At 61.6% G+C, this 16,240-nt stretch carries 11 protein-coding genes; all 11 read left to right on the top strand.

Annotation, left to right across the window (positions count from 1 at the left end):
* Window positions 1-256 precede the first annotated feature (256 nt).
* Window positions 257-1,300: a tRNA (adenine-N1)-methyltransferase gene (locus Q0216_RS03245; RefSeq protein ID WP_298592884.1), complete on the top strand. Its 1,044-nt coding sequence runs from the start codon at window positions 257-259 to the stop codon at window positions 1,298-1,300.
* A gap of 133 nt (window positions 1,301-1,433) precedes the next feature.
* Complete coding sequence (gene arc / locus Q0216_RS03240; protein WP_298592882.1) at window positions 1,434-3,260, top strand: proteasome ATPase; 1,827 nt, start codon at window positions 1,434-1,436, stop codon at window positions 3,258-3,260.
* Between the two features lie 82 nt (window positions 3,261-3,342).
* Window positions 3,343-5,169, top strand: coding sequence for a depupylase/deamidase Dop (gene dop, locus Q0216_RS03235; protein ID WP_298592880.1), 1,827 nt, complete (start codon window positions 3,343-3,345; stop codon window positions 5,167-5,169).
* A 206-nt stretch (window positions 5,170-5,375) separates the two neighbouring features.
* On the top strand, window positions 5,376-5,570 hold the full coding sequence (locus tag Q0216_RS03230) for a ubiquitin-like protein Pup (RefSeq protein WP_070830818.1): 195 nt from the start codon (window positions 5,376-5,378) through the stop codon (window positions 5,568-5,570).
* A 29-nt stretch (window positions 5,571-5,599) separates the two neighbouring features.
* Window positions 5,600-7,072: a Pup--protein ligase gene (gene pafA, locus Q0216_RS03225; RefSeq protein ID WP_298592878.1), complete on the top strand. Its 1,473-nt coding sequence runs from the start codon at window positions 5,600-5,602 to the stop codon at window positions 7,070-7,072.
* Between the two features lie 220 nt (window positions 7,073-7,292).
* Window positions 7,293-8,360 carry an FKBP-type peptidyl-prolyl cis-trans isomerase gene (locus Q0216_RS03220; RefSeq protein ID WP_298592876.1) on the top strand — a complete coding sequence of 356 codons (1,068 nt, stop codon included), beginning with the start codon at window positions 7,293-7,295 and terminating at the stop codon, window positions 8,358-8,360.
* Window positions 8,361-8,469: 109 nt separating this feature from the next.
* Window positions 8,470-8,865 carry an FKBP-type peptidyl-prolyl cis-trans isomerase gene (locus Q0216_RS03215; protein WP_005508667.1) on the top strand — a complete coding sequence of 132 codons (396 nt, stop codon included), beginning with the start codon at window positions 8,470-8,472 and terminating at the stop codon, window positions 8,863-8,865.
* Between the two features lie 216 nt (window positions 8,866-9,081).
* Window positions 9,082-11,367, top strand: a complete 2,286-nt coding sequence (locus tag Q0216_RS03210; protein WP_298592874.1) for a WYL domain-containing protein — start codon at window positions 9,082-9,084, stop codon at window positions 11,365-11,367.
* A gap of 435 nt (window positions 11,368-11,802) precedes the next feature.
* Complete coding sequence (tatA, locus tag Q0216_RS03205; RefSeq protein ID WP_005506024.1) at window positions 11,803-12,048, top strand: Sec-independent protein translocase subunit TatA; 246 nt, start codon at window positions 11,803-11,805, stop codon at window positions 12,046-12,048.
* 132 nt (window positions 12,049-12,180) lie between these two features.
* A complete protein-coding gene (gene tatC, locus Q0216_RS03200; RefSeq protein WP_298592872.1) occupies window positions 12,181-13,062 on the top strand; it encodes a twin-arginine translocase subunit TatC in 882 nt (293 codons plus the stop codon).
* A gap of 188 nt (window positions 13,063-13,250) precedes the next feature.
* A partial coding sequence (locus tag Q0216_RS03195) for a chloride channel protein (protein WP_298592871.1) occupies window positions 13,251-16,240 on the top strand: 2,990 nt, incomplete at its 3' end.

Genomic DNA, 16,240 nt, shown 5'->3' with positions numbered 1-16,240 from the left:
GTGTTTATCTGAGGTTCGCGCGTACGAGGCGCAGAAGGAAGCGTAGGGCTTCTGATTACTTTTTGAAGCGCAGGAGCGGCGCTACGGTGTAAGCCGTGGTTGCCGCCCTGCGCTTTTTTGTGCCTCCATGTGATGCACCCGCTTTCCACAGCCGATTTGCAGACTCCGCTAAAATAGAAAAGGACTTTTTCCGTCCCGCGGTTCGCCGCACAGCGCGAACAGCACAGACTGACCCAAACCCGAGGAGAACCACCCCGTGAGCAGCGGCACCCACACCCCCACCGGCGCAATCAACCGCCGCGGCCCCTTCCGCCCCGGCGAGCGCGTCCAAATCACTGACGAACGCGGCCGCATCACCACCATCACCCTCGCCGAAGGCGGCGAATACCACTCCCACAAGGGCTTCCTCAAGCACGACGACCTCATCGGCGCACCCGAAGGCACCGTCATCGCCAACACTCACGGCATCCTCTACCAGGCGCTGCGCCCCCTCTACAAGGACTTCGTACTCTCCATGCCGCGCGGCGCAGCCGTCGTCTACCCCAAGGACGCCGCCCAGATCATCGTCAAGGCAGACATCTTCCCCGGCGCACGCGTCGTCGAGGCCGGCGTCGGCTCCGGTGCACTGTCCATCGCGCTACTGCGTGCAGTCGGCGACTACGGTTGCGTGCACTCCTTCGAACGTCGTGAAGAGTTCGCAGACGTCGCCCGCGGCAACATTGAAACCATGTTTGGCGGACCCCACCCGGCGTGGAAGCTGAGCATCGGCGACCTGCAGGACACCCTGCCGCAGGTTGAAGAGCCCGGCAGCGTCGACCGCGTCGTGCTCGACATGCTCGCACCCTGGGAGTGCCTGGACGCCGTGGCGGAGGCGCTCGCACCCGGCGGCGTGCTCATCTGCTACGTTGCGACCGTGACCCAGATGTCCCGCCTGGTTGAGGGCATGCGCCTGGACGGCCGCTTCACCGAACCCGAATGTGACGAAACCATTGTGCGAGGCTGGCACGTGGAGGGCCTGGCGGTCCGCCCCGATCACCGCATGGTTGCGCACACCGCGTTCCTGGTCGTGGCTCGTCGCCTGGCTGACGGTGCGGTACGTCTGGCACCGAAGCGTCGCGCGTCCAAGACTGACTTCTCTGAAGAGGATATGAACGCGTGGATTCCCATGAACGTGGGCGAGCGTGAGGTGACCGATAAGAAGATTCGCCGCGCGGCCCGCGATGCGAAGAACCTTGCCGCTCACGCCGCACGCGCAAACGAGATTGCGCTGGAACAAAACGGCATCGAGTCTACTGAATAATTGATGAACCACTGACCTGCGGGGGCACGGGCGTTGCCTGGAGCCCCCGCAGTGCACTCACCAGGCTACTCACTGTGCTCAATCACCCGCACCGAGTAGCCGCCGATGAGGACGAACAGCTAAAGGAGCTACCGTGTCCACCCACGAATCTGCAGATCAGGCAGGAACCCCCCAGTACGGCACCGCCCACAGTGCAGCCAGCGCGGCACCGCACTACTCGGCTGCTTTCGGGTCGACCTCCCTGCCCGGCAGTCAGCCCGTTAGCGCGCAGGAGTATGACGCCGTGCTGCGTCGACTCTCCGCGGCGGAGGCAACCCGCGACAATATGAGCCGACAGATTCGTGGTGCGGGGGAGAAGAACCGCAAGCTCGTTGAGGCAATCACCAGCATGCGCTACCAGGTGGAGCGTCTGCGCGCCTCCCTGTCGCAGAATGTTATGCCGCCGCTGAATTCGGCGATTGTGCTGGCGGTGCACGAGGGTCAGACTATGACCTACAAGCAGGTTGCGGATGATAAGACTCCCGCCGAGATTGACACCTACCTGGATGTTCAGGTGGGCGGCCGTATGATGCGTATTCCCGTATCCCCGCTCATTGACCTGTCCACGCTGACCCCCGGAATGACCGTGCTCCTCAATGACAAGACGGAGGCGGTGCTCGCCCTGGACACCGAACCCTTCGGTGACGTGGTGACCGTGCGCGAGGTGCTGGATGAGCAGCGCGTGCTGGTTGATACGTCCTCGGGTGCTCAGCAGGTGGCGCGTGTGGCTGGTTCCCTCGACATTGAGCAGCTGCGCACCGGGGACGCGGTCACCCTCGACACGCGCACCCGCATGCTGACCTCGCAGGTTCCCGCCTCCCGCTCGCAGGAGCTGGTTCTGGAAGAGATCCCGGACGTCACCTACGAGCAGATTGGTGGCCTGGGCGCTCAGATTGAGCAGATTCGTGACGCGGTGGAGCTGCCGTACCTGCACCCCGAGATTTTTGAGCGCTACCACCTGGCACCGCCCAAGGGCATTCTGCTGTACGGTCCTCCCGGTAACGGTAAGACCATGATCGCTAAGGCTGTGGCGAACTCCCTGGCGGCCCGTGCGGCGGCGCTGAACCCGGGTTCGGCTACTCGCGGCTACTTCTTGAACATTAAGGGCCCGGAGCTGCTCGATAAGTTCGTGGGTGAGACGGAGCGCCAGATCCGCGATATTTTCGTTGCCGCCCGCGAGAAGGCGGAGGCGGGCCACCCGGTCGTCGTGTTCTTTGACGAGATGGAGTCGCTGTTCCGTATGCGCGGTTCGGGTCGTTCCTCCGATATTGAGACGACCATCGTGCCGCAGCTGCTTGCCGAAATTGACGGTGTGGAGTCGCTGCAGAACGTCATCGTTATTGGTGCGACCAACCGTGAGGATCTGATTGATGCCGCGGTGATGCGCCCGGGCCGACTCGACCTGAAGATCCGCATTAACCGCCCGGATGCCGCCGGTGCGGCAGAGATTTTCGGCCTGTACCTGACCGAGGATTTGCCCCTGGACGCCTCCGAGGTGGCGGCCGCCGGTTCGACCCGCGCCGCCCTGACCGCGATGATTGCGGCGGCGGCAGGTCAGCTGTACGCCCGCACTCCCTCCACGGCGTACGCTGTGGCGACGGTGGATTCTTCCATGGTCGTTGGTTCTGGTGCGAGCGCGAACCTGTCCACTCACACGCTGTACCGCGGCGATTTCGCGTCGGGTGCGGTGATTCGCAATATTGTGGACCGCGCGAAGAAGGCGGCGATTAAGGAGCAGCTGCAGGCGCTGACCGCCGGTGCGGACGCTTCGAGTGTGGGTATTGGTACCCGCCACCTGCTGGAGGCGGTGCGCGCCGAGTTTGAGGATCAGGTGGATTTGCCGCCGCTGCCCGATATTGAGGATGCGCTCACCGTTGCCGGTGTGCGTGGCCGCCTGGTGTCGGTGGAGCCGCCGCGCTAAACCCGCGCTTATCCCGCACAAACCTCAACGTTACCGCAGGTCCAGAGCCTTTAGAAGGTATAGAACTTTTCAGGAGAACCCCATGAACTCCACCCCCAGCTACGGCGTGCACCGCATTATGGGTGCCGAAACCGAATACGGCGTCATCGCCCCCTCCGCGCCGGGCACCAACCCGACCGTGCTGTCCGCACTGGTGGTCAACACCTACGCCAAGTTGGCGTTCCGCCGCGGCGCCGCCTTCCGCGAACAGCTGCAGCGCCGCGCCCTGGCGGATGAGCTGACCGCCGAGCAGGCACGCCAGGCTGAGAACTACTCGACCGCCACCCCCGAGCCGGCAACTCCTGAGGGTCAGTGGCTGGGTGAGTCCGAGTCGCCGCTGCGTGACGCGTTCGGTCAGGTGCAGGACGCCTCCACCGCCCACTCGAGCCAGATGACGCACACCCGCACCGAGCTGACCAGCGAAGATATCGCCCTGGAGATTATGCGTGAGGCGGGCGTTCAGGCACCGGGTGAGCCCGCCGAGCCGCGTAGCGCCCTGGATGCGCTCGCCGGTGTGCACGGTCGCGGTGGCTTCCCGGAGCGTCTGGATTGGGACCGCGTGACCATGAACGCGATTCTGCCCAATGGCGCGCGCCTGTACGTGGATCACGCGCATCCGGAGTATTCCTCGCCGGAGGTTCTGACCCCCGCCGATGCGGTACTCTATGACGCTGCCGGTGACGCGCTGGCGTATGAGTCGCTGGTTGAGCTGGGCAACCACGCGCAGGATTTGCCGCAGGTGAAGCTGTACAAGAACAACACCGACTCGAAGGGCCAGTCGTACGGCGCCCACGAAAACTACCTGATTAGCCGTGATGTTCCGTTTGAGCAGGTTGCGGATGCGCTCCTGCCGTTCTTTGCGACCCGCGCAATTTTTACGGGTGCGGGCCGTGTGGGTATTGGTACGCACGGTGAGGTTCCGGGTTTTCAGATTAGTTCGCGTGCTGATTTCTTTGAGCGCACGATTGGTCTGGAGACCACGATTCGCCGCCCGATTGTGAATACGCGCGATGAGCCGCATGCGGATGAGTCGAAGTACCGCCGTCTGCACGTGATTCCGGCGGATGCGAACATGTCGCACTATTCGAACCTGTTGAAGTTTGGTACGGCGGCGCTGGTGATGAACCTGATTGAGTCGCACAGCGAGCAGGCTCCGGTTCTGCCGGGTGTGCGCCTGTCCGATCCGGTGGCGGCGATGCATGCGGTCAGCCACGATGTGTCACTGTCGGTTCAGCTGCCGTTGGCGCCGTCTTCGGCGACCCTGCCGAACCCGGTGTCCACGAGCGGTTCGGCGAGTGCCCTGCAGATTCAGCGCGCCTACTATGAGGCCTCCCGCGCGCACGAGGAGTCGAACCCGGCGGGTGTGGATGCTGCGACCGCGCAGATTCTTGATCTGTGGGGCGAGGTTCTGGACGCCCTGGAAACCAACCCGCTCTCGCTGGCGGATCGTTTGGATTGGGTGGCGAAGTATGCGCTGGTGCGCGGTTATGTCGCTCAGGGCGTAGATTATGCGAATCCGAAGTTGAAGGCTTTGGATTTGCAGTACGCTGATATTGACCCGTCGAAGAGCCTGTATCACCGTCTGGTGGCGCGTGGCCGTATGCGTACGCTGTTCTCTGCGGAGCAGGTGGAGCGTGCGACGACTGAGCCGCCGCGTGAGACGCGCGCGTTTTTGCGTGGCACGTTGATGGCGCGTTGGCCGGAGGAGATTCTGGGTATTAACTGGGATACGGTGTCCTGCCGTGGCAGGTATTCGAAGGATCTGACTCGTTTTACGATGATGGAGCCGACCCGGTACGGTGCCGCCGAGGTGGAGCCGCTGCTGGATGAGGTGAACCATTCGGATGAGCTACTGAACCGCCTGCGCTAGTGGCGTCTCACCACCCCTAAACCCACATCAACTCACATTCTTCCCCGGGGCTGATACCCCCATTCGGAAGAGTGAAAACCACATAACCCACAGATAGGGTGCAGTAAGGTTCGGGCATCAAAGCCCTGACACCAACCCTTACATCCGCACCCGACCCCACTAAAAACTTATTCGTCCCCAACCGAAAACCCCTTGAGGAGAGAACTATGAGCCGCGAACGCATCAGCGCACAGCAGACCGAAACTACCGCAGCCGAGCAGGAGCAGGAACTGTCCCTCGCCGCCTCCCACGTGGTTTCTGACGTGAGCGAGGTCGACGACCTGCTCGACGAAATCGACGGTCTGCTCGCTGAGAACGCTGAAGACTTCGTCACCGGCTTCGTCCAGAAGGGCGGCGAGTAACCGGCACACCCTTACGCCGGGTCAGCATCATGGAACACCGTATTTTCGGCATTGAAAGCGAATTCGGGCTCAGCTACGTCCCGCACGGGCTCGGTCGGCTGAGCATCGAAGAGTCCGCCGCCGCCCTTTTCAAGCCCGTCCTGGATCAGTGGCGTTCAACGAACGTCTTCCTGCCCAACGGCGGTAGGCTCTACCTTGACGTGGGTTCGCACCCCGAGTACGCCTCCGCCGAATGCGGCAGCATTGACGAACTGCTCGCGCAGGAACGCGCCGGTGAGCTGCTTTTTGCTGACCTGGCGCGTACCGCCCGCAAGCGTCTGCTCGCGGGTTCGGAGGGCCGCCCCCTCGACGGTGAACTGTACCTGTTCAAGAACAACGTGGATTCGGCGGGCAACTCCTACGGCAGCCACGAGAACTACCTGATCAGCCGCAAACTGCAGTTCAACGACCTGATTGCCCAGCTCGTGCCGTTCCTGGTGACCCGCCAGATTCTGGTCGGTGCCGGTAAGACCCACCCGAACGGCGGCCCGGTGCCCGGTTCGACCGACCCGGCGTCCAGCACGGGTGTGCCCTCGTATTCGTTCTCGCAGCGTGCCGACCATATTTGGGAGGCGGCGTCCACCTCAACCTCGCGCGCTCGCCCGCTCATTAACACCCGCGACGAGCCGCACGCGGACGCTTCGAAGTTCCGCCGCATGCACGTCATTAATGGCGACTCGAATATGGCGGAGCCGACGACCCTGCTGAAGATTGCCAGCACCGACCTGGTGTTGCGCATGCTGGAGGACCGTTTCCCGGTCACGAGCCTGGATATTGTGTCTGTTCCGGCGGCTCTGCGCGCTATCAGCCACGATCTGACCGGCACCGCGACCTTCGAAACCACGGACGGTAAGCATTACACTGCGTTGAGCGTTCAGCGTCACTACCTGGATGCGGCACGCCAGTACGTGCAGCAGTACGGCGCACACCACCGTCACGTGGAATACGCCCTGGACCTGTGGCAACGCACCCTGGACGCTATCGAGTCCGGCGACTACAGCAGCATTGATACTGAGATTGACTGGGCGATTAAGAAGAAGCTTCTGGATGCGTATATTGCCCGCGCCCGCGCGGCCGGTCAGCCTGCCGATTATGCGAGCGCCCGCATCCGTCAGCTGGATTTGGCGTACCACGACATCGACCCGGAGCGTAGTGTCTTCCACGCGCTGGTTCGACGCGGTGCGGTTAAGCGCATCCTGCCCGAGGGCGCCGCAGAGGCCGCGAAGACCGAGCCGCCGGCAACCCGCGCCACCCAGCGCTCGCGCTTCATTAACGCGGCGGTTGCGGCGGGGGAGCAGTTCACCGTGGATTGGGTGCACTTGAAGCTCAACGCCTACCCGCAGCACACGCTGGTGTGCAAGGACCCGTTCGCTACCGGCAGCGAGGAGCTGGAGGAGGTGCTGAGCCTGCTGGAAGGCAAGGCGCGTCAGCATCAGGAGGCGGCATTCCCGCCGCCCTGCTAATAAACAGCACTGCTAAACGGCACTGCTAGAAATGCTCTGATAAGGGGAAACCCGCCGGCGGTCGGGGTTGTAGACCTTCGGGAACACCCCTGCCGCAACACAGCCTAAACACAGCTACGTGCCGTAGCATAAAACAGCTAAACCTATACCTGTAAACTGTTCTGTGACACACGGGCACTCACACGCCCCACTCTCACAGAAAACCCCAGAGGATAACACTATGACCAAACGCTCTAAGCTCACTATTTTTGGTACCAGCGCGGCAGTTCTCGCGCTCACACTGTCCGCATGTGGCGCACAGTCTAACGGCGATCTGTCCAAGGTGCAGTACACCTTGAAGAACGCGACCGCTGAACCTGAGGCGTCCTTCGCGACTCCGTTCGCCGCGTCTAGCCCCTCCGCGCATGTGATTGAGGAAGGTACCGGCGAATCCATCAACGATGGTGACTTCGTGCTCGTTGAGGCTGCCGTATTCAACGGTACCGACGGAAAGGTTAACGGTTCCACCTATTCCAGCGAACCGATTCTGTTGCCGGTCAATGAGCAGCTAAAAAAGGCAGCACCGCAGGTGTATGACACGCTGAAGAACATTAAGGTTGGCGGTTCTTTCTCGTACACCACCAACGTTCTGCAGCAGCGTAGCACCGCGGGCGTGACCACTACGACTGCTTCGCCCGGTACCGCAACTAACGTTGAGGTGTACACCGTGAAGACGAAGCTGCCCAAGTACGCAACAGGTAAGGCCGTTGAGGCTGACCCGTCGCTGCCGTCCTTCACTCTGGATGAGTCCACCGGCAAGGCTGAGATTAAGCTGCCCGATAATAAGCCGGAGGTCACCGAGCTCATCTCGAAGACCCTCATTGAGGGCGAGGGCGAGGAGGTCAAGGCAACCGACACCGTGTACGTGCGCTACATTGGCGCACAGTACTCCGACGGTAAGGTCTTCGACGGCAACTATGACAAGACTCCCACCGGATTGTCCCTGCAGGGCGTTATCAAGGGCTGGACTCAGGGCCTGACCGGTAAGAAGGTCGGCTCCCGTGTTCTGCTGGTCATCCCCGCAGACTTGGCGTACGGTAACGACACCAGCGGTTCCAAGCCTTCGGGTCCCCTCGTGTTCGTGGTTGATATTCTGGGCGCGGAGGAGAACCCGCAGACCCTGCAGCGTGCTCAGGCGGCTTCTAGCGCAGCTGCTGCGGAGGCGAGCGCATCGGCAACCGCTTCTGCGACCGCTGAGGCTTCTGTGACCGCAACTCCGGAGGCATCGGCTTCGGCTACCGCACAGTAGCCCACATTTTTACATCACATTTTTATACCGCGCTCGCCGCTTATGCGATGTAGGCGGCGGGCGCACCCCACTATTTCGATGTATTTCGAACCAATCAAAGGAGACACCTATGTCTTTCGGTCAGCGTAACCTCGACCGCGAAAAGCCCGAAATCGATTTCCCCGAGGGCGACGCCCCCACCGAGCTGGTCATCACCGACCTGATCGAGGGTGCGGGCGCTGAGGTTGTTCCCGGCTCCCGCGTGCTCACCCACTACGTTGGTGTGGCGTTCTCCACCGGTGAAGAGTTTGACGCGTCCTGGAACCGCGGCGAGCCGCTGCCGTTCCAGGTGGGCGTTGGTCAGGTGATTCGCGGTTGGGATGAGGGTCTGCTCGGCATGAAGGTCGGCGGCCGTCGTCGTCTGGAGATCCCGGCAGATATGGCGTATGGTGACCGCGGCGCTGGTTCGGTCATTAAGCCCGGCGAGTCCCTGATTTTCGTGGTGGATCTGCTGGACGTCCGCTAAGGATTAGCCGGCAAGGTTTTTGCGTTTCTCGCGTAAGAGACGTGTAGCCCGGTGCTTTCTCCCGATTGCGGGAGGGGCGCCGGGCTTTTGCGTGCCGGACTATAGGTGCGCCCGCGCATTCCTCCCGAAGCCACCCCATACGCTGAACCACCCCATACGCTGAACCGCCCCACACGCTAAGTAAGTGCCGCGGAACACACACGGTATGATGGAATCATGTCCACCGCAGCTCAGCTTTACATGACTCTTCACCGCCTCGCCACCGCCGCCGAGGCACCCGACACCGCAACCCGAACCCAGGGCATCAGCCGCAACGAGCTACTGACCCTGCTCGGCATTAGCACGCGCGCTAACGGCTCCCTCAGCGAGTCCCAGGAACGCGCCTTTGAGCGAGCCAAGCAGACCCTGCGTGATGCCGGCGCGCGCATCACCCACGTAACCACGGACCTGGGGGAACGCTACCGCCTCGAACCCAGCAACGCCGCCAAGCTGCCCGCCTGGAACCCCACCGCCGAGGAGTTCCGCCTCATCAACACCATCCTGCGCGGTTGGGAAGGCACCGAACTGCAGGATGACGCCTACCGCATCCTGCGCAAGATTGCGCTGACCAGCGAGAACCTCACCGATGAGGCGCTCGCCGCCGCAAATATTCAGGACCCGAAGACCTGCAAACGTCAGCGCGCAAGGAGCCTGTACACCTACCGTGAGCCCCTTCAGCGCATTTACTTTAGCGATAACCCGCACCTGAATGAGCTGTTCACCGCCTATGCGGAGCGTAAGACCGTCACGTTCACCTATCAGACGGCTGCCGGTGCGACCCGCTTGCAGGAGAAGGTCAGTGTTGCCGGTATTGGTTACCGTTACGGCACCTGGTACTTCGTCGGGTACTACACCGAGAGCGCGGCGCGTAAGGAGTACACGTTCCGCGCTAGCCGCATTCAGAAGCTCACGATGCTCTCACGTATTGATTCGACCCCCATCAATGCGACCTTCAATGCTAAGAACTGGCTTGAGGGCATTGAGGGCTACGAAGAGAGCCTGATTGTTGCCGAGGTCAGCGCCGATTCTACGCGTTCGGAGCCTTTCACCGTGCCTTCGTACGGCACGATTGATAGCGCTGTGGCGGCGACCAGTTACAGCTGCGTGATTGAGCCGCCCGCTGAGTCAGATGCCGAAGAGGCTTCTACCCGCCAGCGTGATAGTTACGCCGCCCAGCAGCAGCTGTTGCGCACCCTCACCGACCTGCACAGTGGTGCGGTTGAAGACCCCGGCACCTGGAGCAAAATCGGCCAGCGTAACCGTAATAACGTCCTTGACGCTCTTGTCGACCTGATTCTGGGTCTGCACCGTGCCGACCGCTGGGCGAGCACCCACGGTGAAGAGCCCATGCCGTTGAACCAGCTCAACGCCCTCTACAGCGTGGACACCGAGAAGAACCGTGAACTCGGCAAGACCATCATCCCCGAGATTTTCGCGCAGGTAGACAGCGTGCCCTTCGATTCTGACCCCAAGGACCCGGACGCGCTCAAACCCACCTACATTAACCTGTTGCCCGACTTTGGCGGCGCCACCCCGCCCACGCTGCTGGATTACGCGCGCCTTACCGACACCGAGCTCGCCATCCTCGTCTTCACTCTCTCTGCCGCGGATATTCTGCACCCGGCTGATGCGCGCCTAGGCAGTATCCGTGCGGCGCTCGCTGCCGCGTACCCGAACGCGCCCGTCTATGCGCAGCACCTGTGCTTCGCCCCGGAGGAGCCTCTGTTGCAGGAGGCGACTGCCGCCCTGAGTAGCGGCAATGCCGTGACCATTGGTTACGGTACTTCTGAGCGTGCCGCGGATCGTCTGGTGGACCCGTATGCGTTGGTGTTGCATCGCGACCACATGTATCTGCATGCGTGGTGCCGTACCGCTGAGGAACGCTACTATGCCGCGCGCGGTGAGCAAGTCCCCGAGTATGTACCCGCGCAGGTTCCCGAGGCTTTTGCGAACGAAACCGCTGGCGAAACGACAGACAGCGAGGCAGAGAGCAGCGAGGCGGGGAAGAAGGCCCCCAATTTCTGGCGTAACTTCCGCCTCACCCGCATCGACCATATTCACGAGGCGGGTGAGGGTCGCACCCACCCGGTCACCGGTGACACCGTCCCGCATTGGCATGCGCAGCAGCACAGCACTCAGACCAACCCCTTCGCTGAGTTGCGGATTCACCCGACCGAGCATATTCCCAGCGGTGAGCCGCTCGATACGCTCACCGCAACGTACATGCGTCGAAGCACCCACCACGTGAAGAAGGCTTCACGCACCCAGTACGTGCGTATCCACTACTACAACAACGCCCACGGTGCTGGCGATAAGAACATCCTCGACACCGTCATCGCGCACCGAGGTGCCCTCGAACTTGTGGGTCCCGCGCACCTGCGCGCGGCGCTGCTTGACCAGTTGCGAATCCTCACAGCGAGTAGCCGCAGTGGTGCGCCCGCAAGTGTGCCCGCAGAAAAATAGAACTTCACCCACTAGCAAAAACACCCTAAAAACCCATCCAAGGGGCCAAAACATTAACCTAAAACTTGTATAATGGTGCTCATGTCTTGGTGGTTCTGGATTTTGCTATGGGGCGCGCTCATCATCTGCTCGCTCCTGTATTTGGCATGGTTCACCTACAAAGCACTCACTCGCGGTTTCACACTCCTTGACGAAACCGTAACCTGGGTCGAGTCAATCGAGGGACAATTCGACGCCGCGCAAGCGAACGCAAGCCGAAAACTCCCGCGAGACACCACCCTCGGGGTATTCACACCCATCACCGAGGCATACAATAACTACGAACAAGGTAAGCAGACACGCAGGTCTGAGCGGATCAAGCGACGGGTCTCCCGACGAGATCGACTCGGCCAACCTCAAAACATCGGAGACCTGCTCTAACCAGAAAGGCACACCATGGGCCAGATTTTCAGCCACCCCGCGACCATCATCGTCGTTATCCTCCTTATCGTCCTGCTCTTCGGCGCACCCAAGCTGCCCGGCATGGCACGCAGCCTCGGCCAGTCCATGCGCATCTTCAAGACCGAAGTTGAGGGTCTGAAGAACGACTCCAAGAAGGACCCCCGCGAGAAGGACGGCGAAGAGGTCGTCACCGCTGAGGTCGTAGACAACGGCAAGGACGGCAAGACCGAAACCAAGTAACGGTCACGCCCCAACGCTCCAAACCCGTGCCAGCCCACCGGCCGGCACGGGTTTTGCGGCACCACCCCGTAAACACCCCACCAGACCCCCTCAGCCGAATCACACACGGCACCGACACCCAGAGGACACCACGTGGCAACACCCGACCAGGACGTGCGCAACCGCAAAATCAATCCTGAAGCACGCATGGAACTCAAGGAACACCTGCGCGAATTCCGCGACCGCCTCATCAAGGCGGCTATCGCAACCATCATCGCAGCCATCATCGGTACGGTCTTCCTCTACCAGCCTTTCATCGAAATGATTTCTGCGCCCCTGCAGCAGATCAACGCAGAAACCGGCCGCAGAGCAAACCTGAACTTCGGTAGCGTCGCATCTCCTTTCGACCAGCTGCTTAAGGTCGGTATGTACATCGGCTTGGTGATCGCCTCTCCCGTCTGGCTTTACCAGGCGCTGCGATTCCTGCTGCCGGCACTGCACACCAAGGAGAAGAAGTATCTGTTCGGCTTCCTCAGCGCATCTATTTTCGCGTTTGCCTGCGGTGTCGCCATTTCTTACTTCACCCTCCCCGGCGTGGTCTACGCGCTGCTGAAGTTCACCCCCGTCAACGAAAGTAACTACATTGACGCGGGCGTGTACATCTCCTTCATCCTGAAGTTCGTTGTTACGTTCTCCTGCGCGTTCATCATCCCGGTGATTCTGGTCGGCATTAACATGCTGGGCCTGATTCGCGGCACCACCATTTTGAAGGCTTGGCGTTGGGTTGTCGTGCTTGTTGCAGTGATCGCAGCGCTGACCGCACCCGGTAGTGACATCATGATGATGTTCGTGCTCATGGCGCCGCTGCTGATTTTCTTCTTCGCAGCAATCGGCATCTGCATGATCAACGACAAGCGCCGCGACCGCAAGCTTGCCAAGCTGGCGCAGGGTGCGGATGAAGCAAGCCTGAACACCGCAACCAGCAGTGAAGATCTGGCGAAGATGGGTTACTTCGAGGAAGAGAAGACTTCCTAACTAAATAGCTCGCTGTGAGCGAGACAGCCGCAAGGGGCGGGGTACAGAGAACCTGTACCCCGCCCCTTTCGCACGCCCGAAAAAGCCATAGCTGCCGATGCGTTCGCTGTTCGCCCATACCGGATTAGTGCCCGTGGAGGATGCTTTCTGGAGGCTCATAGCGGGCGAACCGTTACACTGGACATACTATGAGCAAGCACCACGCACAGCACACCTCCAACGCACACGCTTCTAACGCTTCTACTGCTTCTACTGCTTCTAACGAGCAGACCCCGGCGGAGCGCACCGACTACGCTGCCGCCTACGCCGCATCCCGCGAACGCGCCGCGTACGCGAAGACCGCCCTCGGGGCTTTTGAGGCGTCTCTTGATTTTCCGCTGGATGATTTTCAGCGTCAGGCGTGTGCCGCCGTGGAGGCGGACCGCTCCGTCCTCGTTGCCGCGCCCACCGGTGCCGGTAAGACCATCGTGGGTGAGTTCGGTATCTACCTGGCGTTGCGCCGCGGCATGAAGGCGTTCTACACGACTCCCATTAAGGCGCTGAGCAATCAGAAGTACCACGACTTTGTGCGCGCGTACGGTGAGGATTACGTGGGTCTGCTGACCGGCGATACGAGCATTAACACGGAAGCACCCGTGGTCGTGATGACCACCGAGGTGCTGCGCAACATGCTCTACGCCAACTCGACCACGCTGACCGGCCTGGGCTACGTGGTAATGGATGAGGTGCACTACCTGGCGGACCGTTTCCGCGGTGCGGTTTGGGAAGAGGCGATTATTCACCTTCCCGAGCATGTGAACGTCATTTCCCTGTCGGCTACGGTGTCGAACGTTGAGGAGTTCGGCGCGTGGCTGGATACGGTACGCGGCGGCACGGACATCATTGTTTCTGAGCACCGCCCGGTACCCCTGTGGCAGCACATGATGGTCGGTCACCGTGTGGTGGACCTGTTCGTACCCGAGGACAACTCCGCGCAGGGCAAGAATCAGGAGCCGGAGGAGAAGCTCTCCCGCAAGCAGGCGAAGAAGGCGCAGAAAGCTAAGCAGCGCGGCGCATCCGTGGAGGCGGGCGCCAACCCGCTACTTGCCGGTCTGCGTCTGAACCCGCAGCTGAAGGCGCTACGCCCCGGCTTCCGTTCCGCACCTGGCCGTGGCCGTTACGGCGGCAAGCGTGAACGTTTCCGTCACCGCCGTGAGGGCTGGCTGAATGAGACGTTCAGCAGCGGCGAGCGCGGCCGCTCGGACCGTCGTGACCGTTTCAGTAACGATCGTTTCAGTAACGACCGGGACTTTGACGCACGCGGTGAGCAGAAGCCCCTGCGCCCGCAGCGTATCACCCGCCCGGAAATGGTGCGCGCCCTCGACAAGCAGGGCCTACTGCCCGCTATCTGCTTTATCTTCTCCCGCGCCGGCTGCGACGGCGCAGTCAGCCACTGCGTATCCGCCGACATCACCCTGACCACCCCCGAACAGCAGCAAACCATCCGCGCCTACATTGCCGAAGCAACAGCGCACCTGGACACCCGCGACCTGAACACCCTCGGCTACTACGAATGGCGTGACGGCCTGATTCGCGGTATCGCCGCGCACCACGCCGGCCTACTGCCCCTCTTCAAGGAGGTCGTAGAAACCCTCTTCACGCAGGGCCTGATCAAGCTGGTCTTCGCCACCGAAACCCTCGCACTGGGCATCAACATGCCCGCACGCACCGTCATCCTAGAGAAACTCACCAAGTACAACGGCGAATCCCACGTGGACATCACCCCCGGCGAGTACACCCAGCTGACCGGACGCGCAGGCCGCCGCGGCATCGACATCGAAGGCCACGCGGTCGTCATGTGGCGCCCCGGCATGTCCCCAGAACACGTAGCAACCCTCGCCTCAACCCGCACCTACCCGCTCAACTCCTCATTCCGCCCCACCTACAACATGGCGGCAAACCTCATCGCCTCCTACGGCGCCGAACGCACCCGCAAAATCCTGGAATCCTCCTTCGCACAGTTCCAGGCAGACAAGTCGGTCGTGGGCGTCGCCTCCCGCGTACGCAAAAACGAAAGCGCCCTAGAAGGCTACCGCGAAGCAATGGCATGCCACCTGGGCGACTTCACCGAATACGTCCAGCTCAGCCGCCAGATCGCCGAACTGGAAAAGAAAGCCTCCAAGAGCAACGAACGCCACGCCCGCGCGCAGGCACACCACACCATCCAGCAGCTACTCTGGGCCAACATCCGCGAGGGAGCCAACTATTGGCTGCTGCTTTACCCCATTATCGGCATCCTGCTGGCCGGGCTCTTCGTCTATTACGTCGTCCGCGACGACATCAGCCACGGCGTCACCAAGATCCTCTACGCCATCTCACAGCGCAAGAGCCGCATCAAGCCGCACAACATGTGGAGCTCGCTCGTGGCCAGTTCGCTGACGATCGGATTCGGCGGATCGGTCGGGGCCGAGGCGCCCATCGTGCTCACTGGCGCCGCCATCGGGTCGAACCTCGGCCGACTCTTCCGCATGGAGCAGAAAACGCTCATGCTACTCGTCGGCTGTGGTGCCGCGGGCGCCGTGGCGGGTATCTTCAAGGCCCCGATCGCCGGATTGGTCTTCGTCATCGAGGTGCTCATGCTCGACTTGACGATGACGTCCGTCTTGCCCCTGCTCATCTCGTCCGTCACGGCCGCCACGATGTCGTACGTCTTCTCCGGCACCGAAGCCATGTTCCAGTTTTCGCAGACGGAGGAGTTCGTCATGGAGCGCATCCCCTACGTCCTCTTGCTGGGCATCTTCTGCGGACTCGTCTCGCTCTACTTCACCCGCGCCATGCTGCGCGTCGAAGGGATCTACGCCAGTCTTTCCCACCGCTGGCAACGCTTCATCCTCGGCGCGGCCATGCTCAGCATCCTCATCTTCCTCTTCCCCCCGCTCTACGGCGAGGGTTACGATACAATCGAGACCCTGCTCAACGGCGACTTTATCCACCTCATGGACCAAAGCCCCTTCCTCGGCATGGAGAATGGCTATTGGGGCATCGTCATCTTCCTCGGCCTCATCCTCCTCACGAAAGTCTTCGCCTCGGCGGCCACCAACGGCGGCGGCGGATGCGGTGGAGTCTTCGCCCCGAGCCTCTACATCGGCTGCATCGCCGGATTCTTCTTCTCGCACGTCCTCAACTTCTTCGGCCTCCC

It is taken from the genome of uncultured Rothia sp., from assembly GCF_937976295.1.
Taxonomy (GTDB): Bacteria; Actinomycetota; Actinomycetes; order Actinomycetales; family Micrococcaceae; genus Rothia.
Note: the sequence above shows the minus strand (reverse complement) of the source record. Positions and strands in the feature narration are given on the sequence as shown.

Excerpts from the sequence above, each read along its gene's own strand:
- Q0216_RS03230 (WP_070830818.1), top strand. The coding sequence starts at position 5,376 with ATGAGCCGCGAACGCATCAGCGCACAGCAGACCGAAACTACCGCAGCC.
- dop (WP_298592880.1), top strand. The coding sequence starts at position 3,343 with ATGAACTCCACCCCCAGCTACGGCGTGCACCGCATTATGGGTGCCGAA.
- Q0216_RS03210 (WP_298592874.1), top strand. The coding sequence starts at position 9,082 with ATGTCCACCGCAGCTCAGCTTTACATGACTCTTCACCGCCTCGCCACC.
- Q0216_RS03220 (WP_298592876.1), top strand. The coding sequence starts at position 7,293 with ATGACCAAACGCTCTAAGCTCACTATTTTTGGTACCAGCGCGGCAGTT.
- Q0216_RS03215 (WP_005508667.1), top strand. The coding sequence starts at position 8,470 with ATGTCTTTCGGTCAGCGTAACCTCGACCGCGAAAAGCCCGAAATCGAT.
- pafA (WP_298592878.1), top strand. The coding sequence starts at position 5,600 with ATGGAACACCGTATTTTCGGCATTGAAAGCGAATTCGGGCTCAGCTAC.
- tatA (WP_005506024.1), top strand. The coding sequence starts at position 11,803 with ATGGGCCAGATTTTCAGCCACCCCGCGACCATCATCGTCGTTATCCTC.